Raw genomic sequence first — 26,210 nt, 5'->3', positions numbered from 1 at the left:
GACCTGTATAACAACAGAATAAGGCAAGATGTTTAAACTTTCAGGTATTGTTGTAATGCCTGTACATAGGCTTCAAAGGCTTTGACGCCCTCCGGAGTTACTTTACAGGTAGTTTGGGGATAATTGTCTTTAAACTGCTTAATTACTTCAATATAACCGGCGTCTTTTAGCTTTTGAACCTGAACACTTAAGTTACCGGCAGTAGCATTGGTTTTCTCCTTTATAAAAGTGAATTCAGCTTCCTTTACACTAATGAGCAAACTCATTACTGCCAATCTTAGCTGCGAATGCAATATGGGATCTAGTTCTTTAAACATTCACAGCAGCCTGACGCAGGTATTTTTTTCTTAAAATAATACCTGGGATAAACCAGCAAACCAAAGCAGCCATAGATCCCAGCAACATATCGTATCGGCTTTCGGTAAACAAACTCAGGATAAACAACCCATAAGTGATGATGGCGCCTATTTTCATAGGTACAAATTTCTTAACCATAGCTGTTACCATGGTTGGAAAAGCATATAATAAAATATAAACAGAATATAAAGAAGGCGTAAATGGCCTGATGACTTCGTCTGGTCTGCCATCTGCATAGTGTTTCATCATGGTCCATCCTTCTTGAGCTATGATTTTCTCAGTTTGCGCCGGCACAATATTCTGATAAAAACCCATGGCAAAAATACTGATTCCGAAAACCAGCCAAACAGAATCAATCAAATCATCATCATACTGTTTCGCTTTCTTTATTTTCTTTTCTCTAATGGATAAATAAACCTGAGGAATAATGGCAGCCAGCACCAGCCACCAGATATCAAAACCCAGTTTAAAATCATATTCTCTTTGCAAAAAATTTACGCCGGAAGCAATAGCAACTACTGCTCCCCACAATAAAGATCCAATGCCCGTATCGTGGTAACTGCCTTTTGCCTTTTTAATCATTTCAGCAATCAGCTGTAAACTTTCCTGTTCTGAGAAGGTAGACTCCTTAGCCATTGATTGATTTTTTAAATTTTGCTCTTAAGAGATATCCCGGAATAATCCAGGCACCTAAAACAGCAGGTATCAGTAACAATATAATTTCGCGGCTTTGAACATAAACAGAACAAACTGCCAGTGCCCAACATAGAATCCCTCCAAACTTAAGAGGTGTAAACCGCATGATAGCACCCGTTAAAAAAGTAGGCATGCCATAAAAAAGCAGAATGAATGCATACAGCAATTGCCAACTACCTATCTGAGAAATAATAAAACTTACCAGACCCATACAGACCCCAAATACAATCCACACATATCCAATAATTTCATCCGTATAGTTTTTTACCTGTGCATTTTTTTGCTGTCGGGCAATGTAATAAAGTTGATAGGCCATTGCCAGCAAGGTCAACAGCCAGACCAAACTGGAAGACTTACCCAATTGAGTAAATGTTAGTAATCCATAATGCAGAACGGCACATAAAAAAACTACCCATCCCCAAAGCAGATACAATGTTCCGTTTTCGGAATATTTGTTTTGAGCCTTGTTAATCATGCTTTCGATTAAAGCAAGGCTTTCAACTGCAGAAAATTTTTCTGTCTGACTCATTAGAGGTGAATTAATTGGTTAAAGATACCCAACTGTATGAATGATAAATTAGAATGGATACACAAATTATTGACAAGCCGCCAACAATTGTTCAGCCTGTTCTTTACCCCAATTTGGATGCAGGGCTGTTAATGGCTTGAAACTGGCAAATAATTCCAGCGATTTTTCAAAAAGTTTTTTTGCAACGGCTTTACCACCCCCGAAAGCTTCCGGCACATTCATTAAATACTGCCCCTCCAGTAAATAAGGTCTGGGATTGCCTGGCTCAAGTTGCTTGGCTTTGGCAATGGCTTCTGATGCCTGTGCACCATAGGTTTGCCAACGAGACATAGGATCTACCACTAATTGCATTACAGCAGTTTGTTGTTTTAAACAATAAATTTCTGCATTGGAAGATTCAATAGCTTCTGCCTTTGCAATTAATTCTGCAACCTTGGTAGCTGCTTTGTCTTTATCGGCAGCCGGATTCATAAATGCTGCAATGGTATAATGTCGGGCTGCATAATAATAAGGCAACCACTGTGTTTTTTCTGCTTCTGCAATACGCTCATAGTAAGCCCCTAAGGCTTGAAAATCTTCCGCCCCCTTGCTTTCTTTCAATTTGGCAAAACCATTTTGCATGGCAGATTCGTACTTCGTTTGCGCATTCAATGCTAAAACAAAGAAAAGCGCAATTAGGGATAATATTTTTTTCATACTATATATTTTAACTGGTTATTGTTGATTTTTTAGCTTCTGATATTCTTTTTCTACGCTGTTGATTTGATTACCATGATAGGCTTTAGCATACTGAAATGCAAGTCCTATACCCCAGCCTAATATGGGCCAGATAGGCCAGAAATGACCTAAATCACGAGAAGAATTATACCAGATACCTGTTAAGAAAAGGTTTACAATAATATAGCTGACTAAGCTCCATTTAAAGCCTACTCTTTCTTTGGCAATCTGCCACAGAATTTCATCCTTGTTTTCGTTTAGATTGTTCATGTTGTTTGTTTTAGTTGTTTATAAATTGCTATTGATATTTTGTTGTGTTCTGTCTACACCCCAGCTAAGAAAAATGCCGAGGAAAAAACTACGGGAAGCAGGTGGATTTATTTCTGAACGAATCAATAATCCGTCCGCATCTCTTACCCTGCTGCTGTAATTGTATCCAAAAATTTGTCGCTCGTTAAAAACATTATTAACACCCAATACCACAACTGCATTGGCTTTCCCAATTTTAGGCAACCAGTTTAAACTGAAATTATTGGTGCTGTAAGCAATGGTTTTATCGGTTAAAAACTCTTTAGGTGAACGGTTGGGATTAAAATAGGGTCTGCCTGTACTCCAGTTATAGCTCCAGTTAACGCCAAACATATTTTTGACCCAGAATTTTTTCAGAACCACACTACCACTATGTGTTGCAGCAAAACCCGGCTGTACAAAAGCTGGATAATTATTATACTCTCTTTTTGTATCCAGATAAGAATAGCTGATCCAGTAATCCAGATTTTTAAACGTCTTTCGGTCTCTCCAGAATAGCTCAATTCCCTTAGCATAACCATATCCGTTATTATTTACACTTACCGGAAATCCGCTGGATGTTTTCAATAAACTTATATAGTCTTTATAAAATGCCTGCGCTCTGAAAGTGTAACTGGATGAAATATGCTGGTAGGTTAAAATGTAATGATCTGCTCTTAAAAAGTTTACTGAGGGCTGGTTTATTAAATATCTCCTTTCAGGTGTCTGATAGAAAATTCCATAGTCCGCAGAAACCTGACTGTTCTTTGAAAGCTTATAAGACAATGCAGCCCTGGGAGCAATATTAACTTTGTTTAACAGACTGCTGTATTCTAAGCGAACCCCGGGACGAAAAGCCAGTTCATTGGTAATATACAAATCTGCTTCCGCAAAACCCGCTGTATACCTGTCTTTCACCAAAGATGGATACAAACCCAATATACTCTGGAAACGGGCACTGTCCTGGTTATTCCAGACCTCGGCGCCAAAGCGCAATGTGTTAATGGATCCGAATCTTTTTTCGGCCACCGCCCTCAACTGAAACATCCATTGGGTAGCATGGTTATTAAAAGATGCCTGATCAATTACCGGAATCTGTGTTTGAGGAACCGATAGATATTGCTGATTCTGAACCTGACTTGCTATCTGATCTTTGTTGTAACTGATACTTCCCGCCAGATTCAGCTTCCAGCCGTTTCCTAAAAATTGACGGAAACTCAGGTTGGTAAAAAGGTTCTGATTATTCAGCTGAAAAGCATTCCACAATCCAAGACTGTCGAGCGAAGGATTTCTTACCCCCAATGATCCTGAATTATAATAAGCATATATCTTGAATACCCCATTTTTCCTGGTTTTAAAACGATAATTGGCATCTGCTGTATGAAAATCAGGGACTTTAAAAAAGTCAGGCGCCTGTGGCACCAGTTTCTGATACACGGTTAAATTTGTCCAGTTATAACTGAATCCGTAGCTGGATTTTTTGTTGTTAGCAACCTGCTGCAAACCAACTGATGCAAACAGAGGAGATAAGCCCAGTTGTATTTCAGACTTTTCAGGAATGTCAAGGCTTTCCAGATTCAACACACTGCTTAATGCCTGACCATACAAAGCAGAATAACCGCCACTGCTGAACACCGTTCCATTGAATAAAAACGGAGAGAATCTTCCTCGTTGTGCAATACCCGGTACGCTGCTGTAAAAGAAATTATTAACCACTGTTCCATCAATGATAATTTTCGCTTCTTCTGCGGAACCACCACGAATAAACAGCCCTTCCTGCTCACCCACTTTCTGGGCTCCTGGCAAAGTTTGAATTGTGGCCGAAATATCCGCATTGGCTCCTGCAGTAGTGGCAATATCCAATGCTTTCAAAACAGTTCCTTTTTTCTTGTCACTGGCCTCATAGGAACCGGCGGTTATAATGACTGCTTTTAGCTCACTGATTTCCTCTTTTAAAGTGAACAAAAGAACCAGTGAATCTTTTCCCAAATCAACCCCCTGTTCCAGGGTTTTAAAGCCAATATTGCTAACAACCAAGATAACTTTCCCTTTCTCGGTGGTCTTGAAAGAAAAAGAACCTGTAGAATCTGTAAGGGTTCCATCATAGCTATCCTTAATTACAATATTAGCTCCTGCCAAAATGCGTCCTTTCTGATCTTTTACCGTCCCTTTTACCAATACCTGCCCTTTCAGTAAACTGGCCATCATAAGTCCTGCTATAAATAGGAGAATTGCTTTCATTGTATCGTTTTGCAAAACAAACATAAACTAGTTTATTTTATAAACCAAACTATTTTATAGAATTATATTAATAATTGGTCATTTTTAATCATTTTTTAATCTGCAAGGAATATCAGGAACATAAAAAAAGGCCGCCATTTGGCGACCTTTTTTATTAGATCAACTTTATTATTTGTACTGCTCAGCAATTCCTTTTGCCAAATCAGTCATTTTCTTCAATCCATCTTCAGGCAGATTACCTTTCTTGAACTCAGCTAAAACATCCGGTAATTTGTTCTCCATTTCCATTAAGAAATGAGCTTCAAATTCCTTCACTTTCTTAACCGCCACTTCACGTAATAAACCTTGTGTACCCAGGTAAATAATAGCCACCTGCTTTTCTACTGTATATGGAGTGTACTGTGCCTGCTTCAATACTTCCACGTTTCTTGCACCCTTGTCAATTACAGACTTGGTTGCTGCATCCAGGTCACCACCAAATTTAGAGAAGGCTTCCAACTCACGGTAAAGAGCCTGGTCTAATTTAAGCGTACCCGCAACTTTTTTCATGGATTTGATCTGAGCGTTACCACCCACACGGCTTACAGAAATACCAACGTTGATTGCCGGACGGATACCTGCGTTAAAGAGGTTACCTTCAAGAAAAATCTGGCCATCGGTAATGGAAATTACGTTAGTAGGAATATAGGCAGATACGTCACCTGCTTGTGTTTCAATAATTGGTAAAGCAGTTAAAGAACCACCACCTTTTACCAAATGCTTGATAGATTCAGGTAAATCATTCATATTCTTAGCAACATCGTCGTTGGCAATTACTTTCGCGGCTCTTTCCAACAAACGGCTATGCAGATAGAATACGTCACCAGGATAGGCTTCACGTCCCGGAGGTCTTCTTAATAGAAGAGAAACTTCACGGTAAGCAACCGCCTGCTTAGACAAGTCATCAAATACAATCAAGGCTGGTCTGCCGGTATCTCTGAAGAACTCACCAATGGCTGCACCGGCAAATGGAGCATAGAACTGCAATGGAGCAGGGTCAGATGCAGAAGCAGATACAATAGTGGTATAAGCCATAGCACCATTGTCTTCCAGGGTTTTCATTACTCCGGCAACAGTAGATGCTTTTTGTCCAATGGCAACATATATACAATACACAGGCTTACCTGCATCGTAAAATTCTTTCTGGTTGATGATGGTATCAATACAGATGGCTGTTTTACCAGTCTGACGGTCACCAATAACCAACTCACGCTGACCACGACCTACAGGAATCATGGCGTCGATTGCCTTGATACCGGTTTGTAGTGGTTCTTTAACAGGCTCACGATAAATAACCCCGGGTGCTTTACGCTCCAAAGGCATTTCGTATAAATCACCACTAATAGGACCTTTACCGTCAATGGGTTCACCTAAAGTATTAATAACACGACCAACTACTCCTTCACCTACTTTGATAGAAGCAATCTGACCGGTTCTTTTTACTTTGGCACCTTCTTTAATGCTTCCGCTTTCACCCATCAATACCACACCCACATTGTCTTCTTCAAGGTTAAGTGCAATTGCTTTAACACCATTCTCAAATACTACCAGCTCACCGCTTCGTACACCGTTAAGGCCGTACACGCGGGCAATACCATCACCCACCTGCAATACGGTTCCTACTTCTTCCAGTTCGGCAGAAGCATTGAAATTGCTGAGTTGCTGTCTCAGTATCGCTGATATTTCATCTGGTTTAATATCTACCATTTTGTATGATTTAAAAGTTGATCTTAATGTATACTATTATCTAATATTAGAAACAAACTGATTGTCCATGAACTGCTTTCTGATGGCACGTAAATCACTGGCAATGCTGGCATCAACCTGCTTATTATCGAACTCCAGAACAAACCCACCAATCAGTTTCTCATCCACCAATGCTTCCAGTTCAACGGTTGCAAAATTATTTGCTTTTTGAACACTGGCTTCAATGGATTTTTTCAATTCATCAGAAACAGGTGCTGCAGTAATCAGCTTTACCTGATGTATTCCTTTTAACTTGTTGTACTGCTGTATAAATGCATTGGCAATTTCAGGAAGATCGCTTTCGCGTCCTTTCTTTACCAAAAGATTACTGAACAAACCAGTTAATTCAGACACTTTACCATTAATAACTGCAGAAACAATTTTCTCTTTCTGGTCAGCTTTAATGATCGGGCTTTTCAACATGTTCAGAAAATCCCGGCTGGTTTTACAAACAGCCTGAATATATAGCATATCAGCACGAACAGCGTCCAGTTGATTTTTCTCTATAGAAAGATCAACCAGGCTTTTGGCATAACGGTCTGCTAATCTTGGGTTCGACATGCTTAGTTCAATTTAACGCCTTCAGCTAATTGTTTAATATAATTCTCTTGTTCACTCTTATTGCTCAACTCTCTGCTCAACACTTTCTCTGCTACTTCAATAACAAGAGAGCCAACCTGATTTTTTACATCGGTTAAAGCAGCATTCTTTTGTTGTGTAATGGCAGTTTGTGCTTCAGCAACAATACGATCAAACTCAGCTTTCGCTTTTTCTTTCGCATCTGCAACCATTTTATCAGCTGTTTCCTTGGCTTCCTTAATCATCACGGCTCTTTCTTCACGGGCTTTGGCCATCATTACTTCATTCTCATTTTTCAAGGCAGCCATTTCAGCTTTAACCTTATCAGCAGAAGCAATTGCATCAGCAATACCTGTTTCTCTTTCTTTTAAAGTAGACAGGATGGGCTTCCACGCTAAGCTTTTTAACAAGAAGAATACAATCAGGAAAGCCAGTAAAGTCCATACCAACAATCCTAATCCGGGGTTTAACAATTCCATATTATAGTTTTAAAACTTCAATAGTTAAGGTAAAGATTACTGCATCGCTTGCCCTGTGCGCACGATGCAGTAATAAGTTGGTGCAACTAGGCTTTTAATACAGCCAAGATACCTGCGATTACCGCGAAAAGGGCAACACCCTCAACGAAAGCGGCAGTCAGGATCATGTTTGCACGGATGTCGTTAGAAGCTTCTGGCTGACGAGCGATGCTTTCAACAGCACTTTTACCAATTTGACCGATACCAATACCGGCACCAATTGCAGCTAATCCTGCGCCAATAGCACCACCAAAGTGGCTCATGCTTACATCCAACAAAGTGTTTAGAACTGACATATTGTTTGTTTTAATGATGAAAAAAATTAATGATGCGCTTCATCGTGGTGAGCACCTTCCATTGACTGGCCAATAAATACGGCAGTTAAATTAGTGAAGATGAACGCTTGAATAAAGGCAACCAATATCTCTATAAAATAAATGAAAATGGTAAAAGCAAGGGAAACCGGTGCAAATCCCCATCCGGCAACCTTACTCATGGCACCGAAAATAAAAATCAACATTACAAAGCAGGTAATAACTATGTGTCCGGCAACCATATTGGCAAACAAACGGACAATCAATGCAAAAGGCTTGGTGAAGATTCCGAAAAATTCTACCGGCACCAAAATAGGTTTCACAAAGCCTGGAACCGGAGGATTGAAAATATGTCCCCAGAAATGCTTGTTGGTACTGAAAAGAATTACCAGAAAACTGATGAATCCTAAAACAATCGTGAAGGCAATATTACCCGTAACATTCGCTGTTCCAGGAATAAGTCCTAAAAGGTTATTAATAAGAATAAAGAAAAACACCGTTAGCAAATAAGGCATGTATTTTTCGTATGCATGACCCAGGTTGGGTTTCCCTACTTCGTCTCTAACAAAAGTAATTACGGGTTCAACTGCATTCTGAAAACCAGATGGGGCCACTTTGGCACCATTGCGCTTGTATTTATTGGCCACTTTTATCATTAAGAAACAAAGCAGGAACACCCCAATAAACATCTGAACCACATTGCGGGTTAAACTTAAATCGTACACTTTTACAGTAGTATCATGCTCACCTGCAGCATTCACAGGAATGATATGACCTTCTTCTGTTTTATATCCTTCATATACATCGTGACCATGATTGAATTTGGAGTAATTGAATAGGCTCCATCCACGCTCAGGAGAATATAAAATAACGGGCAAAGGAATGCTTACATGCTTTTCGCCAATGGTAGCGAAATGATATTCATGTGCATCCATAATATGCTCCATGATAAGCTTAGAAGGATCAAAAGCAGTTTCTTCGTGTTTTTCACCGCCGGCAGGTGTTTCGCTGGCAAATGTATTTACAGAAAAAAACAGGCTGAACGCGCTGAAAGCAGCTACTAGTAAAGATTTTAAGCTTCTTGAGGCCATACCCATCTCTAAATTTGCGGCAAAGATAAGGGTAGATGGGGTATATTTATTGCAAAACGGCTTTCTTTTTCCCAAACTGCATTTCGTGTAATCGGGCATAGAATCCTCCCACCCTCAGCAGCTCGGCATGATTCCCTTTTTCCTTTAATTCTCCCTTGTCTAACACAATGATTTGGTTGGCTTTACGTATGGTGCTCAACCGATGGGCAATCACAATGGAGGTACGGCCGGCAATCAGGGTATCAATGGCTTTTTCTATCAGCAACTCGCTCTCGGTATCAATAGAAGAAGTGGCTTCGTCAAGAATTAAAATAGCCGGGTCGTATAATAAAGCCCTGATAAAGGAAATCAACTGCCTTTGACCCAGACTGAGTGTACTCCCCCTTTCCATTACATTGTACTGGTATCCTCCGGGTAATTGCATAATAAAATCATGAACCCCAATCATTCTGGCGGCTTCTTCTACCTGTTGGATTGAAATCGCCGGGTTTCTAAGGGTAATATTGTCCATTATAGTACCCGAAAACAAGAAAACGTCTTGTAAAACAACGCCAATGCCGCTGCGCAGACAGTCCGTATCCCAGCGGCTGATATCCACCCCATCAATAGAAATCTCCCCTTCCTGAATCTGGTAAAGTCGGTTGAGCAGGCTGATGATGGAAGTCTTTCCGCTCCCGGTATGTCCTACCAGGGCTACGGTTTCTCCTGCTTTTACTTCAAAATTAATTCCATGCAATACGTTCTGTGTGCCCGTATAGGAAAAACTAACCTCCTTAAAACGGATATCCCCGCGAATCTTTGCAGGGCGGTAAGCATCTGCCGCACTGGGCTTCAACTCATCTGTATTGTCCAACACTTTCAAAACCCTTTCACCGGCAATCATCCCCATTTGCAACACATTGAACTTGTCGGCAATCACCCGCAGCGGGCGGAAAATCTGGTTCAGGTATAATATAAATGCCACCAGCAAGCCTGCATCCAGGGTTTGATCTGCAATCCACCATACCAGAATACCCATGCTCAATGCCAACACTACTTCTACCACAGGAAAAAACACACTGTAAGCAAAAATGGCGTGAATATTCGCATCCCGGTGCTTCTTATTGATCTCCTGAAAAGCTTTGGCCTCTTTTTCCTCTGCTGCAAAAGCCTGCACCACCTGCATTCCGGTAATATGTTCCTGTACAAATGCATTCAAAGCTGCCACCGCATTGCGAACCTGAATAAAACTTTTATTAACGCTTTCCTTAAAATAATATGTGGCAATAATCATGATAGGAAAGGGCGTAAGACAAACCAGGGTTAGCTTCCAGTCCATATAGAACATGGTGCCCAGGGTAATAATAATGGTAAGCAGGTCGGCCACGATGGGTATTAAGCCATCTGAAAAAATTTCGTTGATGCTTTCAATATCATTGATGGTTCGGGTGGTTAAAGTTCCAATTGGGGTTTGATCGAACTGCCTGAGGTTTAAGCCCAACACCTTTTTATACACAGTTACCCTTAAATCCTTTACCACATGCTGGCCCATCCAGGCTGTGATATAAGAAAATAAGAAACGGATACTGGTTTCCAGGAGAATAAAGGCAATCTGAAAAATGGTTACCGATATAATAAAACGGCTGACATCGCTTAAATCATGTCCGAACAAAACAATGCGAACCCAATCGGGCACCTGATTTACCTTACCGGTTGCCCCGTTTACCGTGAGCTGAATCAGATAAGGTCTGATGGGGGCTGCAATCGCCATGAAAATGGCCAGCAATAAGCTGAGATAGAAATATTTTTTATAGGGTTTAACGAAAAAAAAGATGCGCTGTAAAACACTAAAGTCAAATATTTTCTTTTTTTCGGCTGCACTCATGGAGCGCAAAGGTAAACAGAAAATAAAATCAGGCATTTTGTATCTTTGTAAGGTATGGATGCAGCCCCAATTCAGCCTTTAGAGCCCGCTTTAGCCAAGTATACCCTGAACGAAGAGCAGGAAAAAAAAGAAATCATTCGCCATTACCGTGCTTTATTAAAAGCGCTGAGACCCAAATTAAAAAAAGGGGACAAGGAATTATTGCGTACCGCTTTTGAAATGGCAGCCAATGCCCACAAAACCATGCGCAGAAAAAGTGGGGAGCCCTATATTCTGCATCCGATAGCGGTGGCCATGATTTGTGTGGAAGAAATTGGACTGGGGGTAAGAAGTAGCATCTGTGCACTTTTACACGACACGGTGGAAGACACTGATATTACGCTGGAAGATATTGAAATGGAATTTGGCACCGAGATTGCCAAAATTGTGGACGGACTCACCAAGATTTCCGGTGTTATGGACACCAATACCAGTCAGCAGGCAGAGAACTTTAAAAAAATATTGCTGACACTAACCGATGACCCAAGAGTAATACTGATAAAGCTTTCTGACAGACTGCACAATATGCGTACTCTGGACCATATGAAGCGGGAGAAGCAATTGAAGATTGCTTCGGAAACCGTTTGGGTCTATGCTCCCCTGGCTCACCGCATGGGATTATACAATATCAAGACAGAGCTGGAAGACCTTTCCATGAAATACATGGAACCAGAGGCTTACCGGGATATTGCGAAGAAACTGGCGGAAACCAAAAGAGAAAGAACCCGTTATATCAATGAATTCATTCGTCCGATCCGGGAAAAACTAATTGCGGCCGATTTTGATTTTGAAATTTACGGAAGGCCCAAGAGCATTCACTCCATCTGGAATAAAATCAAGAAAAAAGCAGTTGCCTTTGAAGAAGTCTATGACTTGTTTGCCATCCGTGTTATATTGAATGCCCCTCCCGAAAAAGAGAAGGAACAGTGCTGGAAAGTGTACTCTATGATTACCGACGAGTACAATCCCTCCCCGGAAAGATTAAGAGACTGGTTAAGCAACCCAAAGAGCAATGGATACGAAGCCTTGCACACCACCGTGATGGGGCCCCAGGGTAAATGGGTGGAAGTGCAGATCAGAACCAAAAGGATGAATGAAATTGCGGAGAAAGGACTTGCCGCACACTTTAAATACAAGGAAGGGAAAGAAGGAAACGATGAAGACCGCTTTGACAAATGGTTCGGGCAGATCCGCGAAGTATTGAGTGCACCTGACACCGATGGTGTGGATTTCCTTCAGGACTTTAAAACTTCTTTTTTAGCCGAAGAAATTTATGTTTACACGCCCAAAGGGGAAGTGAAAATGTTGCCTACGGGTAGTACCGCACTTGATTTTGCGTTTTCCATCCACTCTGCCATTGGCACCAAATGTATTGGCGCAAAAGTGCACCACAAACTGGTTCCGATTGGGCATAAATTAAGAAGCGGCGATCAGATTGAAATCATAACCAGCAACAAACAAAAACCTTCAGAAGACTGGCTGAATATGGTGGTTACCGCCAAGGCCAAGAATAAAATAAAAGACAGTTTAAGGGAAGAAAAAAGAAAGATTGCAGAAGACGGCAAATACGTTTTACAGAGAAGACTGGAATCGCTGGGAGCCGCTTACAGTCAGTACAATATTGAGGAACTGACCCAGTTTTACAAAGTGAATTCTGCACTGGACCTGCATTATAAAATTGCCACCAAAGCCATCGACCTGAAAGAGCTGAAAGACTTTCAGATTCTGGGCGACAAAATTGAAATTCCCAAACCCAAAATAGTGATTCCCGAAACGGTGGTAGATTCCAGCAAATCCGTTTCTAAAAAAGACTCTGAATTAATCATATTTGGCGAGAGCAGTGATAAAATCATGTACACGCTTGCCAAATGCTGCAGCCCCATTCCTGGCGACGACGTATTTGGTTTTGTAAGCACAGGAAAAGGATTGATTATACACCGAACCAACTGCCCCAATGCCACCCAGCTACTGGCCAATTACGGACACAGAGTGGTGAAAACCAAATGGGCGAAGAACAAGGAAATCTCTTTCCTGACTGGTTTAAAGATTGTTGGGCTAGATGATGTGGGTGTTATTAATAAAATCACCAATGTAATCAGTGGCGATTTGCGCATCAATATTTCCGGGCTTAGCATTGATTCTAAAGAAGGTTTGTTTGAAGGCATCATTAAGGTATTCGTACACGATAAAGAAGAACTGGAAGAACTGGTGAACCGTCTGAAATCTTTAAATGGTATTCAAACCGTTGACAGATTCGATACAGAGAAAGAAGCCTAAAGTTTTACTGTTTACTCTTCTTCTTATCCCTTATTTTTGCCCCTTAGAAAATAAACTATGGTTGACGTAATATTAGGCTTACAATGGGGTGATGAAGGAAAGGGTAAAATAGTAGACTATTTTGCACCGAATTATGATATCGTAGCCCGTTTTCAGGGTGGTCCAAATGCCGGACATACATTGTATGTAGAAGGCAAGAAAATGGTATTACACCAGATTCCCTCAGGTATTTTTCATCAGAATAAAATCAATATCATTGGTGGCGGGGTTGTATTAGATCCGGTTACCTTGAAAAGAGAGTGTGATGCGGTTGCTGCTCATGGCATTGATGTTCGCAAAAATTTGTTCATCTCTGAACGTACCAATATTATTGTTCCTACTCACAGAGCACTTGACAAAGCTTCAGAATTATCCAAGGGAGAAAGCAAAATTGGTTCTACCCTGAAAGGCATTGGCCCGGCATACATGGATAAAACCGGAAGAAATGCGTTGCGCGTAGGGGATTTACTCGATAAGAATTTTACCAGTCAATATATTAAGCTTCGTCTGAAGCACCAGAAATTACTGGACAATTTCCATTTCATTGAAGATATTTCCAGCTGGGAAGATGAATTCTTTGAAGCTTTGGAGTTTTTGAAAACATTAAATGTAATCAACTGCGAATATTTCATCAACAATGAAATTACCAAAGGCAAGAAAGTATTGGCCGAAGGTGCGCAGGGAAGTATGTTGGATATTGATTTCGGAACCTTCCCGTTTGTTACATCTTCCAATACCATTTCTGCGGGTGTTTGCACAGGTCTTGGGGTATCACCTAAAAAAATCAATGATGTAATGGGTGTGTCCAAAGCGTATTGTACCCGTGTGGGTAGCGGTCCATTCCCAACTGAACTGGAAGACGCTACAGGAGAAGAGCTAAGAAAGATAGGCAGCGAATTTGGCGCAACTACCGGCAGACCAAGACGTTGTGGCTGGATAGATCTGGTTGCCTTAAAATATACCTGCATGATTAATGGGGTTAACAAAATCATCATGACCAAGGCAGATGTATTGGATAGCTTTAATCAACTGGAAGTTTGTACTGCCTATGATGTTAATGGAACCATTTCAGAAGAAGTTCCTTACCAGATTTCAAGAGCAAAAATCAGTCCTGTTCTGAAATCATTCAAGGGATGGAATACAGATACTTCCCAGATTAAGACGGCAGATGCTTTACCAACAGAAATGAATACTTATATAGATTTCATCAACAATTATGTGGGTGCACCTGTTAAGTTTGTATCGAACGGACCAGGAAGAGACCAGATTGTACCCCTGTAGTTTTGGCATTTGATTTGATATTGAAAAATTTATTTGGTTAATATAATTTTGCGTACAAATTTTACGCTCTAAATCTTATTAGAAATATGGCAGCGAAGTCTGATAAGGATAAGAAATCCTCCACCCCGAAAGTGCCCGCTAAAGCAGCGGCAAGTAAACCATCTCCTAAAGCAAAAAAGAAGGAAGATGATGACGATGATGATGATTTTGAAGATGATGAACTGGAGGTAAAGTCTACCGCCAAGAAAACAGGCAGTAAATCATCTGCAAAGAAAAAGTCTGATGACGACGACGACGACATCGATGACGAAGCAGAAGATGTTGAAGACGATTGGGAAGCTTCTGAAGAAGACGACAGTTGGGATCCCGACTTCGATGAATTTGACCTGCCTAAGAGCAAAGGGAAAAAAGCAACCGGAGGTAAAAAGAAAGACGAGGAAGAAGATGATTTTAAAGTAGACGAAGACTTTAAAGAATTTGATCTCTTCAATGATAAGAGTGGTGGTTTTGATGACGACGAAGACGATGACTTCTAAATAAGAATCATTTTTGAAAAGAAATAATAAGGCATTCTCTATAAATGAAATGCCGCATGTGAAAGAGCAAATACTACAATGGATTCAACCATTTGGTGTTTGCTCTTTTTTAGATAATCATCAATACCAGTTACCTCATCACTCTGTGGATTGCCTGGCTGCGGCAGGTGCTTTGCAGGTAATCAGGGGCGCCAACACTGCAGCAGCCATTGACGCATTTTACAAAGAAGAGCAAGACTGGCTATTCGGTCATTTTTCCTACGAATACAATACACTTCAAAACTTAAGAACCCAGCCTAAGCATCCGGCAGGATTCAGTGATGCTTTTTTTTTCAGACCCGACCATATTCTGCATTTAAGCAATCAGGAACTTATTATTGAGTCTTATTCCAAAGATCCGGAACTTATCTTCAGCGAAATCAGCAATATAGCAATCAAGGAAGGGATGCAGCATTCCATTCACTGCGCCCCCAGAACCAGCAGAGAAGCTTATTTGCAAACTATTCAGGATTTATTGAAGCATATTCAGGATGGAGACTGTTATGAAATTAATTTCTGCCAGGAATTTTTTGCTGAAAACATTGAATTAGATCCGGCTGCTGTATATCGTCAGCTAACCCGATTATCGCCCAATCCTTTCGCCTGTTACTACAAAGAAAACAATGCACATTTACTTTGTGCCAGTCCGGAAAGATGGTTAAAAAAAGAGGGCAGCCAAGTATGGTCGCAGCCCATTAAGGGCACGCTCAAAAGAGACCTGAACAATTTAAATACAGATAATCAATTAAGGGAGCAGCTGTCGAACAGCCTAAAAGACAAAAGTGAAAATGTAATGGTAGTAGACCTGGTAAGAAACGATTTAAGCCGGGTTTGCAAAGCAGGTTCTGTTTCTGTTTCAGAATTATTCGGCATCTATAGTTTTCCTCAGGTTCACCAGATGATTTCGACCATAACAGGTGAACTCTTGCCTGAAAATGGCATGAATGAAATTATCCAGGCAAGCTTCCCGATGGGTAGTATGACTGGCGCACCCAAGAAAAAGGTAATGGAACTAATTCGTCAATACGAACCTATAGAAAGGGGAATCTTTTCAGGTGCAGTAGGATATATAAAACCCAATCAGGATTTTGATTTTAATGTTGTAATCAGAAGCATCTTATACAACAACGCAAATAAATACCTGAGCTATCTGGTAGGCAGTGGCATCACCATTTACAGTGATCCGGAACAGGAGTATCAGGAATGTTTATTAAAAGCCAAAGCCATTGAAAAGGTACTAGGCTACTGATTCATTCTTTTGGTCAATAAAAGAGAGCAACTCGTCTCTTCCCTGATTTTTCTCTGCACTGGTAATAAAATGTTGTGGCAGAAATTGCCAGCTGCTTTTTAAAATGTTAAAAAAAGCTTCAATATTTCTGGCAACCACGGCTGGCTTCTCTTTATCGGTTTTGGTGAAAACCAGGCTAAAGGGAATCTGCCATTTGTCCAATTGACTAATGAACTCCAGATCAATTTTCTGTGGTTCGTGTCTGCTGTCGATTAATACAAATACATTAATGAGGTTTTCTCTTTTGCGCAGATAATTCTCTATCATCTGTTCCCAACGTCTTCTGGTGCTCTGTGCAATTTTGGCAAAACCATAGCCGGGCAAATCTACCAGGTACCATCTGTTAAATCCCTTGGCATGCTTCTGAGAACTTTCTATTTCAAAGTGATTGATCAGCTGTGTTTTTCCGGGCGCAGAAGAGGTCTTTGCCAGCTTGTTATTCTTACAAAGCATATTAATTAAAGAAGACTTACCTACATTGCTTCGCCCAATAAATGCATATTCAGGTCTGTCGGGTTTGGGGCAAGCTTTATAGTCCGCATTTGAAATCAGGTAAGTTGCTTTTTTAATTTCCATACTGCAAATTAAACAAAAGCCCCCACCAACTAACTATTGGCAGGGGCTATTCTTTTCAAAACAATTTCTTGACTTACCAATGCTTTATTGTAAAGTAAGTCATATAACCCATTAAAAACTCGCTTTCAGGCTTAGGGAAAGATTTCTGCCTGGTGCAGAAATACCACTGGCAAAATAACGGTAATTCTTATCGAAAATATTCTCCAGTGCCACCTGAACCTGTAGGGCAGACTTAATCTGCAATGCAGTTCTCATATTTACCGTATGCCAGGCAGGCATCCCATCTGGTGTTGCATATTGCAGGTTATCTTCTCCGTTGGGATTATAATCGGCCAGTCTTTTCCAGCCATTAAACAATATAAAACACTCTGCATTCCATTTCTCACCCGATTTTTTTAGTGCAATTCTTCCGTGTGTTGGAGGCACATGATCCAGTGGAATACGGCCATTCACAGCATCTGTAAATTGTCCTTTTGTAAAATTGACTACTCCATCAACACTAAGCTTGGGTATAATTTGTACAGATGCATTTACGCTAAAACCATAAATATGGGCTTTGGCCTTATTCTGCAATGCATATACAGCGCTTTTAACTCCACTGTACATAATGCTGTCCTGGTTATTAAATAAAAATTTGTCTAAAACCAGTGCATTGGTAAATGAAGTGTAAAATACTGCGGCACCAAAACTGAAGCGCTCCCCGTATTGCTGAACATTGGCTTCTATATTATAGGTGTACTCCGGCTTAATCTGCAAATTGGGAACAACTACCAAACCAGTTCTGGAATCAAATACCTTAGCCAGATCATCAATATTAGGAGATCGGAAACCCGTACTAAACACCAAAGCAGCACGCAAATTCTTCGGACTGGCATAAACGATACCTATATTTCCGGTGATTGCTTTATTTACCTGCCTTACTTTCGTGAAAGGGAAACGGGTTAGTCCTGTATCCACAAATTGTGCATTCAACTGAACCAGATTAAATCTCAGTCCTTGATTCAGGGTAAAATGCGGATTGATTTTATAGGTATGCTGCGCAAATACAGCATGGGTACCCATACTGGTTGGACCATCCGAGTAACGGGTAGTTATTCTGGATTTATTCCCGGAAACAATATTGACTCTTTCAGCAGTAGAACGCAGAAAATTAGAATAAGACTCTGCACCCACATGCAGTTCATGTTTTCCATGATAATGCTTGGCATCAAAGTTTACGCCAAATACCTGAATTCTTTCCCAACGAAAATCTTTATTGTTGTTCTGAAATCTTCGGGTAATTCTGCTTTCTTCAATATCCTGAAAACTGGTTGTTAATTTAAGGTCCTGGAAAAATCCATTCTGTTCTTTTGCACTTAACTGATGGGAAGCCATATTTCTAATCTGCGGCCCATAATACCATTCAGCAAATACAGGTGTATTACCTGTTTTTTCAGATAACCGGTCATACCTGGATATATCACTGCTATTAGAAAATTGAAGATTGAATACATGCTGAATTTTTTCACTGGCCTGATACAAAAACTTCTGCGTAACATCCACCTGCTTATAACCCGAAGCTATTTGTTTATTCGGATCAGGATTGGGTACAGAGATATCAGTATTGCCGGAACGGATTACGTAAAAATCCTTTTTACCAAAATGAGGATAGGCCGCAGAACGTTGGTTACCCTGAATTAAATCACCAAAGCTTCCGTAGGTTACCGAAGTAAAAGAAGCCCATTTTTTCCCTCCAATATTAAATTGAATATTTCCTCTGTTCTCCTGAACGGCAGAACCGTAACGCAAAGTTGCAGAGCCGGTTACTTCTGATTTATTCTTCGAAGACAAAACCGGATTCCGCGTGGTAAGGCTGATTACGCCGCCCAAAGCATCACTGCCAAATAAGGTAGAAGAAGGTCCATATAAAATTTCTATCCGGTCCAACACCATATTATCCACAGTAATAATATTCTGCAAATGTCCCGCACGGTAAATAGCATTATTCATTCTTACCCCATCCACCACTGTTAAAATTCTACTGGCTTCAAAACCCCTGATAACAGGACTTCCTCCACCCTGCTGACTTTTTTGAACAAATAGTTTACCCGACTGAATAATGGCATCTGCAGTGTTATTCTGAAAATTCAATTGTGGTTTGTTATTGATGATTTCGATTGTTTGTGCCACTCGTTTAAGCTTTTCTGCAAAACGGCTGGAATACACCATTACATCATCTAACAAGGTTACTTTGTTTTGAACACTATCCTTTGTGTTTTGCGCATCTGCAATAGATATAGCAAAAAGCATAGGAATAATGGTCAATACTCTCTTGATCATTGATTCTATGTTTAATAATAAAAAATAGCCTGAGCTAGGTTGCAATAAAAAAACGTGACATAGAATCAACCCCTCGGTGGAGGCACATTAATATCAAGATAAATATGTTTGGTCCATTGAGATGCAGTAAAAAAAACCCGGACATGAGAAATCCAATAAACAGGCAATTGTAAACCCTGTTGCACCACACCCATCGACTGAATAACAATAAGCTTAACCAGAAAATCCTTGAACTTCCCCTTATGGTGTACCAGATGATTGGTTTTTTCATTAATAGCCTGTTCTCTGTGATCCGTTAATCCATCTACCTGATAGCGACCATCGGATAATGGAGTGAAAGCTACAACGTCGAACATAACCCCGCGAATCTTCATTTCCCTACCCTCTTCTACCCATGTAAATTCATGGCGTTCTAATACAAATCTTTCCAGTTTGTCTGATGCAAGTGCCTTCTCCATTTCAAGTTTAACCCTTTGCTTCTGCAATTGTAAAAATGCAAATAACAATAAAGGCAAAACCTGAATGGCTAGTAAAATTCCAACAACCAGTTTGCGGGGAGTCAATCTCTGCTATTTCTTCTTTTTCATAATAAGGCTATCTGCAGGATACCTTGCTTTCATGGTATCTCTAACTGCAAGCGACCAGTTCATCAGCATATCTTTCTCCTCATTTGTTAAAATGGCGTTTCTGTGAACTACAGTGTACGATTCCAAAGGCATTTCACCTCCTTTTACCTCATCGAACACTTCTTCCAGTTTATGAAACTGTTTGGCCAGTCTGTAGCTGGCAAACTCATTAAAATTCAAATGCTTCTTGCCATCTTTTACATGGTCATCCAACCACCAGGCCAGGGGCTGGATTTCAGCATACCAGGGATACACGGTTTGGTTACTGTGGCAATCGTTACAGGCTTTCACCAATATCTGATCTACTTCTGCTGGTACCGCATAAAGCGTACTGATATCATTTTCTTTCTTTCCGGAAAGATTTTTCTCTGGTCTGAATGCCTGAAGTACCAGTATTATTACCAATAGCGCAATCAATACTTTTTTAAACATGGTTTAAAGTTTAGTGGGTTAAGATGGTCCCTGTCATTTCTGAAGGAACCGGAATATTCATAAAGGAGAGAATGGTTGGAGCAATATCGCCTAATTTACCAGGTTTTACTTCACCTTTCCAGGTCTTATCTATCACAAACAGCGGAACAGGATTCAGGGTATGAGCTGTATTGGGCGATCCGTCATCATTTATCAGATAATCTGCATTACCGTGATCGGCAGTTAAAAAGATGGCATAACCATGTTCCAGTGCCAGTGTAACAATTTTTGCCACACATCGGTCCACTGTTTCAACAGCTTTTACTACCGCTTCAAAAACCCCTGTATGACCCACCATATCGGCATTGGCAAAATTCAGACATATAAAATCCGCAGACTCTGCGGCAATTTCAGGCAACAATTTATCGGTAAGTTCATCTGCACTCATTTCAGGCTGCAAATCGTAAGTGGCCACTTTGGGTGATGCCGCCATAATACGGGACTCACCTTCAAAAGGCAGTTCCCTTCCGCCACTAAAGAAAAAAGTAACATGTGGATACTTTTCCGTTTCTGCAATCCGAATTTGCTTTTTACCATGTGCTGCCAACACTTCCCCAAGCGTATTGGTGAGATTATCGTTTTCGAATACAACATGAACATTTTTAAATGTCTGGTCGTATTGTGTCATGGTTGTATAATGTAAAGGCAGGGGCTGCATTTGATGCTCGGGGAAAGCCTGCTGTGTAAGCACTTCTGTAATTTCCCTGCAGCGGTCTGTTCTGAAATTGAATGCAATAACCACGTCTCCTTCGGCTATGGTAGCAGTAGGCTGACCCTTAGCATCAGTAATTACAGTAGGCAAAATAAATTCATCAGTAACACCAGCTGCATAACTGCTGGCAATAGCTTCTGCTGCAGAACTTGCCTGATTCCCTTTTGCATTTACCAAACAATGATAGGCCAGTGCTACCCTTTCCCAACGCTTGTCTCTGTCCATGGCATAATAGCGGCCGGATACAGTGGCAATGGTGCCGGTTGAAGCTTTCAGATGGTTTTCCAGAGATTGAACATATCCCATTCCACTTTTGGGATCCGTATCCCTGCCATCTGTAAAAGCGTGGATATATACATTCTGTAAACCCTGTTCATGAAAAATACTGCAAAGGGCTTTTAAATGGTTGGTATGAGAATGCACACCTCCGTCACTTACCAAACCAAGCAGATGCAGTTTTTTCCCCGGTTTTCTGGCTTCGTTAATAGCGGCCAGTAACGCAGGGTTATTGGCCAAAGACCCATCTCTGACCGCCACATTTATCCGCTGTAGTTCCTGGTACACAATTCTGCCTGCTCCCAGATTCAGGTGACCTACTTCACTGTTGCCCATCTGTCCTTCGGGCAAACCCACTTCTTCACCACAGGTAATTAAAGTTGTATTGGGATATTGATGATATAATGAACTCACAAAAGGCACATGGGCATGTTGGATTGCATCTGCCGCTTTAACCTGGCCCAATCCCCATCCATCCATAATAATTAATATAACTTTCTTACTCATGCGTTAAAGTTAACTTTTTTATCATTCGGCTTTTGGCTGTACATTTATCTGACAGAAAAAAAAGGCCGATTTTGGCATGATTATAGCAGATTTTAAGGTTAAACGGATTTTATGAAGCACTGGATAATGACGATTTGTTTTTTATTGGGGGGTTTAATTACAGCTCAGGCACAATCAGACACTGATTTGGTCGTAAGGGCCTTAAAGACGGGTAACCCTGAAATGATTACTACTTATCTGGATGATTTTGTAGATCTGAAGCTATTAGATAAGGATGAAGTTAAAAACATGAGCAAAAACCAGGCTGCCATGGCTTTAAAATCATTCTATGCCGATCAGAATGTGAAAGGATTTGAGAAAGTATCCGAAGGAGGAAAAGGTACACTGATTTATATATTGGGCAAATTAACCACTTCCGGAAAAAGTTTTAATATAACGGTTCAGTTAAAACAAAAAGCGGGTAATTTCTACATTATTACCATGCGAATCAGTTAAGCCATTTACATGAATTCATTTGATATTGCCTTAGCCAATTTAGTTGAACAAGCAATTAAAGAAGATGTTGGAAATGGAGACCATTCCACATTGAGTTGTATACCGAAAGATTTAGAAGGGAAAGCCGTACTGAAAATTAAAGAAGATGGTATTCTGGCAGGCGTATCTGTTGCTGAAAAAATCTTTAAACAACTGGAGCCCAATGCGGCAATAACTATTTTTAAAAAGGATGGAGAACAAATGACGGTTGGAGAAACTGCATTTGAAATTGAAGCAACGGTGCATACCATTTTAAAAGGGGAAAGGCTGGTTCTGAATTGCATGCAGCGAATGAGCGGAATTGCCACGCTCACCAGACAGTACACCAGCCTGCTCAAAGGCTATCATACCCGATTATTGGACACCAGAAAAACAACCCCGAATTTCCGATTACTCGAGAAAGAAGCAGTAAAAATTGGAGGAGGAATCAACCACCGTTTTGGCTTATACGATATGATTATGCTAAAAGACAATCATATTGACTATTGTGGCGGAATTATCAAAGCCATTGAAAAAGCCTATGCTTATTCGCAATCGCTGGAACACCCGCTTAAAATTGAAGTGGAAACCCGCAGTCTGGATGATGTAACCATCATATGCAATCAGGCGCCGGGCAAAGTAGACCGCATCATGCTCGATAATTTTCAACCTGAACAAATTAAAGCTGCACTGGCCATTATTCAGGGCAGGGTAGAAACAGAAGCAAGCGGGGGTATTCATCTTAAAAATATTGTTGACTACGCAAAAACAGGGGTAGATTTTGTAAGCGTCGGAGGGCTCATTCACCAGGCAAGAAGTTTAGATTTAAGCTTAAAAGCCAGTTTTGTGAAATAAATGGGGGGATTCATGAAATAATTATTTAACAGCTTTCTAAATTTTGTAATTTTCCGGCATCAGAAAATCCAGCATGAAGCCAGGTATTAAAAAGATATTTTATCTTTTTTGTTTTGCCCTTTCTTTTTTCGTGATTAATACAACTCATTCGCAATCCTTTTCTAAGGACAGCATTGATGCTTTAATCAAAAAAGAGAGAGGAGTGAATGAACGGGCAGTATTATTAAATTATTTCGCTGAACTACTGGCCGACAAAAACACAGTCCTCGCTACCAGTTATGCCAACCAGGCATTAGTGCTGACTACCCAACATAAACTACATAAGGAAAAAGGCAAAGCACTTAATAATCTTGCCTGGGTTAAATACCGGAAAGGAGACTTCACTTCGGCATTTGAACACAGTACACAAGCGCTGAAATGGAACGAAGAAATGGGAAATCTGCCAGAGCTGGCAGCTTCCTATCGGTGCATGGCTTCTGTATTCAATAGTCAAAACAATTACAAAAAAGCAATTGAATTATTTAAAAAAGACCTGGAATTACATGACCGTCTTTCAGACAAACGAAGCGTAGGAAGAGCATTGAACAATATTGCCTTTTGTTTCTTAAGAGAGAAATTAATTGACAGCGCTCTTCACTATAATCAAATAGCATTAAGCTTTAATCAGAAACTCAAAGACGATTATCTTTTGGCTTTCTCTTATAGAAATATGGGCGATCTTTTTGAATTCAATGGAAAGAATGATAGTGCCAGATTGTATTATTATAAAGCCATTGATATGGCTGAAAAAGTCAATAGCATCCAATTACAACTTACAGCCAGGTATAGAATTGGCAGAAATTTAAGCAGCGATAAAAAATACAGGGAAGCCATAAAAAATCTTGAAAGGGCGCTGGAACTGGGAATTCAGATGGGTGCCAAATCTGAAACATCGGTTATTTACAATTTACTATCTGATGCTTATAAAGGAAATGGACAATTTAAGGAAGCATATACAGCACAAAAGAAATACAGTGCGCTGAACGACTCGTTATACCAGGAAAGAAGCAGGTCCAGACTGGCTGAAATGCAGGCAAAATTCGAAGCCGAAAAAAAACAATCCGAAATAAACCAGCTTAAGAAAGAAAAACAACAGCAGGATAAGGAAAGCCGGCAAAAAACTTTTCTGAATATTTCACTACTTATTACTTCTCTGATTTTTATTATCATGCTGGTAGTAATATGGAGAAAAAATAAATTTAAAACAGCTACTAATTTATTACTGAACCAACAGAAAGAAGAACTGGAAGAAACCTTATTGTTAAAAGATAAAGTCTTTTCCATTGTATCACACGATTTAAGATCGCCTATTGCTTCCCTGAATGCGGTATTACCTATGTTAGATCCGGATACATTAGACAAAGAAAGTTACAATGAACTAAAAGATAAACTAACCCAACAGGTACAAAACCTGCATTATGTTCTAGACAATCTGTTAATCTGGTCAAGGTCGAGGATGAAGGGTATTGCTGGCATTGAAAGCACTAGTTTCTCACTGAAAAATCAGGCAGATTTTTCTGTTAATCTTCTGAAAGCGCTGGCACAGCAAAAGGATATAGCTATTCATAATCAGATTGATGCAAATCTTTTTTACACGGCAGACCCCCAGCACTACGATATTATCATCAGAAATTTAATATTGAATGCCATCAAATTCACACCAGAAAAAGGCATTATTCAGCTAAACAGCGAAGAAAATGACAACCATATTCTTATTTCCGTTTCAGACAATGGGGTAGGCATGACACAGGAACAGGTAAATCGGCTTTTTCAATTAAAAACCCATTTTACCACGCCTGGCACACAAAAGGAAAAAGGGACTGGTCTGGGACTCTTAATTTGTGCAGAATATGCAGCTGCCAATAACTGGAATATTCAGGTAAAAAGCGAACCGAGCAAGGGCAGTCAATTTTCCGTTATTTTACCAAAAAAAGCAGTATGAGCAAGAAGAATACCGCAGACAAAGCTGGCTTTGTATATAGCACTAATCCTGATTTTCAGTTCAGCAGAGAAGAAGACAATCTGGTGGAAACCCTTCCCCCAGCCGATCAGCGATTATGGATTGAGCTCGACAAAAAACAAAGAGGTGGGAAAACAGTTACCCTTGTAACTGGTTTTACCGGAACAGAAGAAGACCTGGAAAAACTGTCCAAGCAACTGAAGAACTTTTGCGGAACCGGAGGAAGTGCCAAAGACGGGGAAATCATTATTCAGGGAGATCAGCGCGACAAGGTGCTGGCCTGGCTACTAAAAAACGGATACTCAAAAACCAAAAAAAATAGACCCCTGCTTAATTATTTTTTGTTAGGAAAAAATTCTAACTTACTGTCATTCTAAAACTTTTCATTCAAACTAATACCATCATGGCAAAAGCAAGTAAAAAGAAAGCTGCTAAAAAAGCAGCTCCTAAAAAAGCCGCCAAAAAAGTAGCCCCTAAAAAAGCAGCTAAGAAAGCCGCTCCTAAAAAGGCTGCAAAAAAAGCTGCTCCAAAAAAAGCTGTAAAGAAAGTAGCACCTAAAAAAGCAGCTAAGAAAGCCGCTCCTAAAAAGGCTGCAAAAAAAGCTGCTCCTAAAAAAAGCCGCCAAAAAAGTAGCCCCTAAAAAAGCAGTTAAGAAAGCCGCTCCAAAAAAGGCTGCAAAAAAAGCTGCTCCAAAAAAAGCTGCTCCAAAAAAAGCCGCCAAAAAAGTAGCCCCTAAAAAAGCAGTTAAGAAAGCCGCTCCAAAAAAAGCAGCACCTGCTAAAAAGCCAGTCGCCAAGAAGCCAGCCAAAAAAGTAAGCGCTCCTGCGCCAGTTGCAGTAGCAACACCAGCTGCACCAGCTCCGGCACCAGTAGCTACT

At 40.4% G+C, this 26,210-nt stretch carries 26 protein-coding genes; 9 read left to right on the top strand and 17 right to left on the bottom strand.

The genetic code is table 11. From position 1 onward, the window contains the following. Window positions 1-32: 32 nt before the first annotated feature. From P767_RS0113770 to P767_RS0113715, 12 genes are all read right to left on the bottom strand, one after another. Entirely contained in the window at window positions 33-317 is a 285-nt protein-coding gene (locus tag P767_RS0113770; protein WP_026752680.1) for a winged helix-turn-helix domain-containing protein, read from the bottom strand. Further along, complete coding sequence (locus P767_RS0113765; RefSeq protein WP_026764992.1) at window positions 310-993, bottom strand: hypothetical protein; 684 nt, start codon at window positions 991-993, stop codon at window positions 310-312. The genes P767_RS0113770 and P767_RS0113765 overlap by 8 nt, the downstream gene beginning before the upstream one ends. After that, the gene (locus P767_RS0113760) at window positions 986-1,582 is read right to left on the bottom strand and encodes a hypothetical protein (RefSeq protein WP_026764991.1); all 597 of its coding nucleotides are present in this window, start codon (window positions 1,580-1,582) and stop codon (window positions 986-988) included. Before P767_RS0113760 ends, P767_RS0113765 begins: the two co-directional genes overlap by 8 nt. A 66-nt stretch (window positions 1,583-1,648) precedes the next feature. After that, a complete protein-coding gene (locus P767_RS0113755) occupies window positions 1,649-2,278 on the bottom strand; it encodes a hypothetical protein (protein ID WP_026764990.1) in 630 nt (209 codons plus the stop codon). Between the two features lie 18 nt (window positions 2,279-2,296). After that, window positions 2,297-2,569, bottom strand: coding sequence for a 2TM domain-containing protein (locus P767_RS0113750; RefSeq protein WP_026764989.1), 273 nt, complete (start codon window positions 2,567-2,569; stop codon window positions 2,297-2,299). A gap of 18 nt (window positions 2,570-2,587) precedes the next feature. Beyond that, window positions 2,588-4,828, bottom strand: coding sequence for a TonB-dependent receptor (locus P767_RS0113745; protein ID WP_026764988.1), 2,241 nt, complete (start codon window positions 4,826-4,828; stop codon window positions 2,588-2,590). Window positions 4,829-4,996: 168 nt separating this feature from the next. Further along, window positions 4,997-6,574: a F0F1 ATP synthase subunit alpha gene (atpA, locus tag P767_RS0113740; protein WP_026764987.1), complete on the bottom strand. Its 1,578-nt coding sequence runs from the start codon at window positions 6,572-6,574 to the stop codon at window positions 4,997-4,999. Between the two features lie 36 nt (window positions 6,575-6,610). Further along, window positions 6,611-7,174: an ATP synthase F1 subunit delta gene (gene atpH / locus P767_RS0113735; RefSeq protein ID WP_026764986.1), complete on the bottom strand. Its 564-nt coding sequence runs from the start codon at window positions 7,172-7,174 to the stop codon at window positions 6,611-6,613. A gap of 2 nt (window positions 7,175-7,176) precedes the next feature. Next, window positions 7,177-7,671 (bottom strand): F0F1 ATP synthase subunit B, encoded by a 495-nt coding sequence (gene atpF, locus P767_RS0113730; RefSeq protein WP_026752688.1) that lies wholly within the window; start codon window positions 7,669-7,671, stop codon window positions 7,177-7,179. An 86-nt stretch (window positions 7,672-7,757) separates the two neighbouring features. Then, the gene (atpE, locus tag P767_RS0113725; RefSeq protein ID WP_026752689.1) at window positions 7,758-8,006 is read right to left on the bottom strand and encodes an ATP synthase F0 subunit C; all 249 of its coding nucleotides are present in this window, start codon (window positions 8,004-8,006) and stop codon (window positions 7,758-7,760) included. A gap of 26 nt (window positions 8,007-8,032) precedes the next feature. After that, window positions 8,033-9,115, bottom strand: coding sequence for a F0F1 ATP synthase subunit A (gene atpB, locus P767_RS0113720; RefSeq protein ID WP_026752690.1), 1,083 nt, complete (start codon window positions 9,113-9,115; stop codon window positions 8,033-8,035). 46 nt (window positions 9,116-9,161) lie between these two features. After that, a complete protein-coding gene (locus tag P767_RS0113715) occupies window positions 9,162-11,015 on the bottom strand; it encodes an ABC transporter ATP-binding protein (protein WP_245586894.1) in 1,854 nt (617 codons plus the stop codon). Between the two features lie 18 nt (window positions 11,016-11,033). Between P767_RS0113715 and P767_RS0113710 the strand changes: the two genes are divergently transcribed. The 4 genes from P767_RS0113710 (at window position 11,034) to P767_RS0113695 (ending at window position 16,439) form a co-directional block, all read left to right on the top strand. Continuing rightward, the gene (locus tag P767_RS0113710) at window positions 11,034-13,295 is read left to right on the top strand and encodes a RelA/SpoT family protein (RefSeq protein ID WP_026764984.1); all 2,262 of its coding nucleotides are present in this window, start codon (window positions 11,034-11,036) and stop codon (window positions 13,293-13,295) included. 57 nt (window positions 13,296-13,352) lie between these two features. Further along, the gene (locus P767_RS0113705; RefSeq protein WP_026764983.1) at window positions 13,353-14,615 is read left to right on the top strand and encodes an adenylosuccinate synthase; all 1,263 of its coding nucleotides are present in this window, start codon (window positions 13,353-13,355) and stop codon (window positions 14,613-14,615) included. Between the two features lie 86 nt (window positions 14,616-14,701). After that, complete coding sequence (locus P767_RS18410; protein WP_026764982.1) at window positions 14,702-15,151, top strand: hypothetical protein; 450 nt, start codon at window positions 14,702-14,704, stop codon at window positions 15,149-15,151. A gap of 13 nt (window positions 15,152-15,164) precedes the next feature. Continuing rightward, window positions 15,165-16,439 (top strand): anthranilate synthase component I family protein, encoded by a 1,275-nt coding sequence (locus tag P767_RS0113695; protein WP_026764981.1) that lies wholly within the window; start codon window positions 15,165-15,167, stop codon window positions 16,437-16,439. Here P767_RS0113695 and yihA read toward each other — a convergent pair. The 5 genes from yihA to gpmI all read right to left on the bottom strand — a co-directional run bounded on the left by yihA (window position 16,428) and on the right by gpmI (window position 21,965). Beyond that, on the bottom strand, window positions 16,428-17,054 hold the full coding sequence (gene yihA, locus P767_RS0113690; protein WP_026764980.1) for a ribosome biogenesis GTP-binding protein YihA/YsxC: 627 nt from the start codon (window positions 17,052-17,054) through the stop codon (window positions 16,428-16,430). The two genes, P767_RS0113695 and yihA, sit on opposite strands and share 12 nt — an antisense overlap. A gap of 111 nt (window positions 17,055-17,165) precedes the next feature. Next, window positions 17,166-19,373 carry a TonB-dependent receptor gene (locus P767_RS0113685; protein ID WP_037351883.1) on the bottom strand — a complete coding sequence of 736 codons (2,208 nt, stop codon included), beginning with the start codon at window positions 19,371-19,373 and terminating at the stop codon, window positions 17,166-17,168. A 65-nt stretch (window positions 19,374-19,438) separates the two neighbouring features. Further along, on the bottom strand, window positions 19,439-19,936 hold the full coding sequence (locus P767_RS0113680; protein ID WP_026764978.1) for a hypothetical protein: 498 nt from the start codon (window positions 19,934-19,936) through the stop codon (window positions 19,439-19,441). Between the two features lie 6 nt (window positions 19,937-19,942). Continuing rightward, complete coding sequence (locus P767_RS0113675; protein ID WP_026764977.1) at window positions 19,943-20,431, bottom strand: heme-binding domain-containing protein; 489 nt, start codon at window positions 20,429-20,431, stop codon at window positions 19,943-19,945. 10 nt (window positions 20,432-20,441) lie between these two features. After that, window positions 20,442-21,965 (bottom strand): 2,3-bisphosphoglycerate-independent phosphoglycerate mutase, encoded by a 1,524-nt coding sequence (gene gpmI, locus P767_RS0113670; protein WP_026764976.1) that lies wholly within the window; start codon window positions 21,963-21,965, stop codon window positions 20,442-20,444. 111 nt (window positions 21,966-22,076) lie between these two features. Here gpmI and P767_RS0113665 point away from each other — a divergent pair, with 111 nt between their 5' ends. The 5 genes from P767_RS0113665 (at window position 22,077) to P767_RS18405 (ending at window position 25,972) form a co-directional block, all read left to right on the top strand. Beyond that, window positions 22,077-22,460, top strand: a complete 384-nt coding sequence (locus tag P767_RS0113665; RefSeq protein ID WP_084799958.1) for a DUF4783 domain-containing protein — start codon at window positions 22,077-22,079, stop codon at window positions 22,458-22,460. A gap of 9 nt (window positions 22,461-22,469) precedes the next feature. Further along, entirely contained in the window at window positions 22,470-23,333 is an 864-nt protein-coding gene (gene nadC / locus P767_RS0113660; protein WP_026764974.1) for a carboxylating nicotinate-nucleotide diphosphorylase, read from the top strand. 73 nt (window positions 23,334-23,406) lie between these two features. Then, window positions 23,407-25,314, top strand: a complete 1,908-nt coding sequence (locus P767_RS0113650; RefSeq protein ID WP_084799956.1) for a tetratricopeptide repeat-containing sensor histidine kinase — start codon at window positions 23,407-23,409, stop codon at window positions 25,312-25,314. Then, window positions 25,311-25,709 (top strand): translation initiation factor, encoded by a 399-nt coding sequence (locus P767_RS17155; RefSeq protein WP_051417362.1) that lies wholly within the window; start codon window positions 25,311-25,313, stop codon window positions 25,707-25,709. The genes P767_RS0113650 and P767_RS17155 overlap by 4 nt, the downstream gene beginning before the upstream one ends. Before the next feature lie 26 nt (window positions 25,710-25,735). Next, window positions 25,736-25,972 (top strand): hypothetical protein, encoded by a 237-nt coding sequence (locus P767_RS18405; protein ID WP_216593239.1) that lies wholly within the window; start codon window positions 25,736-25,738, stop codon window positions 25,970-25,972. Window positions 25,973-26,210 lie beyond the last annotated feature (238 nt).

This window comes from Sediminibacterium salmoneum NBRC 103935 (assembly GCF_000511175.1).
Taxonomy (GTDB): Bacteria; Bacteroidota; Bacteroidia; order Chitinophagales; family Chitinophagaceae; genus Sediminibacterium; species Sediminibacterium salmoneum.
Note: the sequence above shows the minus strand (reverse complement) of the source record. Positions and strands in the feature narration are given on the sequence as shown.

Excerpts from the sequence above, each read along its gene's own strand:
- atpF (WP_026752688.1), bottom strand. The coding sequence starts at position 7,671 with ATGGAATTGTTAAACCCCGGATTAGGATTGTTGGTATGGACTTTACTG.
- atpB (WP_026752690.1), bottom strand. The coding sequence starts at position 9,115 with ATGGCCTCAAGAAGCTTAAAATCTTTACTAGTAGCTGCTTTCAGCGCG.
- P767_RS0113665 (WP_084799958.1), top strand. The coding sequence starts at position 22,077 with ATGAAGCACTGGATAATGACGATTTGTTTTTTATTGGGGGGTTTAATT.
- P767_RS0113705 (WP_026764983.1), top strand. The coding sequence starts at position 13,353 with ATGGTTGACGTAATATTAGGCTTACAATGGGGTGATGAAGGAAAGGGT.
- gpmI (WP_026764976.1), bottom strand. The coding sequence starts at position 21,965 with ATGAGTAAGAAAGTTATATTAATTATTATGGATGGATGGGGATTGGGC.
- P767_RS0113650 (WP_084799956.1), top strand. The coding sequence starts at position 23,407 with ATGAAGCCAGGTATTAAAAAGATATTTTATCTTTTTTGTTTTGCCCTT.
- nadC (WP_026764974.1), top strand. The coding sequence starts at position 22,470 with ATGAATTCATTTGATATTGCCTTAGCCAATTTAGTTGAACAAGCAATT.
- P767_RS0113685 (WP_037351883.1), bottom strand. The coding sequence starts at position 19,373 with ATGATCAAGAGAGTATTGACCATTATTCCTATGCTTTTTGCTATATCT.
- P767_RS0113745 (WP_026764988.1), bottom strand. The coding sequence starts at position 4,828 with ATGAAAGCAATTCTCCTATTTATAGCAGGACTTATGATGGCCAGTTTA.
- P767_RS17155 (WP_051417362.1), top strand. The coding sequence starts at position 25,311 with ATGAGCAAGAAGAATACCGCAGACAAAGCTGGCTTTGTATATAGCACT.
- P767_RS0113715 (WP_245586894.1), bottom strand. The coding sequence starts at position 11,015 with ATGCCTGATTTTATTTTCTGTTTACCTTTGCGCTCCATGAGTGCAGCC.
- atpA (WP_026764987.1), bottom strand. The coding sequence starts at position 6,574 with ATGGTAGATATTAAACCAGATGAAATATCAGCGATACTGAGACAGCAA.
- yihA (WP_026764980.1), bottom strand. The coding sequence starts at position 17,054 with ATGGAAATTAAAAAAGCAACTTACCTGATTTCAAATGCGGACTATAAA.
- atpE (WP_026752689.1), bottom strand. The coding sequence starts at position 8,006 with ATGTCAGTTCTAAACACTTTGTTGGATGTAAGCATGAGCCACTTTGGT.
- P767_RS0113750 (WP_026764989.1), bottom strand. The coding sequence starts at position 2,569 with ATGAACAATCTAAACGAAAACAAGGATGAAATTCTGTGGCAGATTGCC.
- P767_RS0113755 (WP_026764990.1), bottom strand. The coding sequence starts at position 2,278 with ATGAAAAAAATATTATCCCTAATTGCGCTTTTCTTTGTTTTAGCATTG.
- P767_RS0113765 (WP_026764992.1), bottom strand. The coding sequence starts at position 993 with ATGGCTAAGGAGTCTACCTTCTCAGAACAGGAAAGTTTACAGCTGATT.
- P767_RS0113770 (WP_026752680.1), bottom strand. The coding sequence starts at position 317 with ATGTTTAAAGAACTAGATCCCATATTGCATTCGCAGCTAAGATTGGCA.
- atpH (WP_026764986.1), bottom strand. The coding sequence starts at position 7,174 with ATGTCGAACCCAAGATTAGCAGACCGTTATGCCAAAAGCCTGGTTGAT.
- P767_RS0113760 (WP_026764991.1), bottom strand. The coding sequence starts at position 1,582 with ATGAGTCAGACAGAAAAATTTTCTGCAGTTGAAAGCCTTGCTTTAATC.
- P767_RS18405 (WP_216593239.1), top strand. The coding sequence starts at position 25,736 with ATGGCAAAAGCAAGTAAAAAGAAAGCTGCTAAAAAAGCAGCTCCTAAA.
- P767_RS0113710 (WP_026764984.1), top strand. The coding sequence starts at position 11,034 with ATGGATGCAGCCCCAATTCAGCCTTTAGAGCCCGCTTTAGCCAAGTAT.
- P767_RS18410 (WP_026764982.1), top strand. The coding sequence starts at position 14,702 with ATGGCAGCGAAGTCTGATAAGGATAAGAAATCCTCCACCCCGAAAGTG.
- P767_RS0113675 (WP_026764977.1), bottom strand. The coding sequence starts at position 20,431 with ATGTTTAAAAAAGTATTGATTGCGCTATTGGTAATAATACTGGTACTT.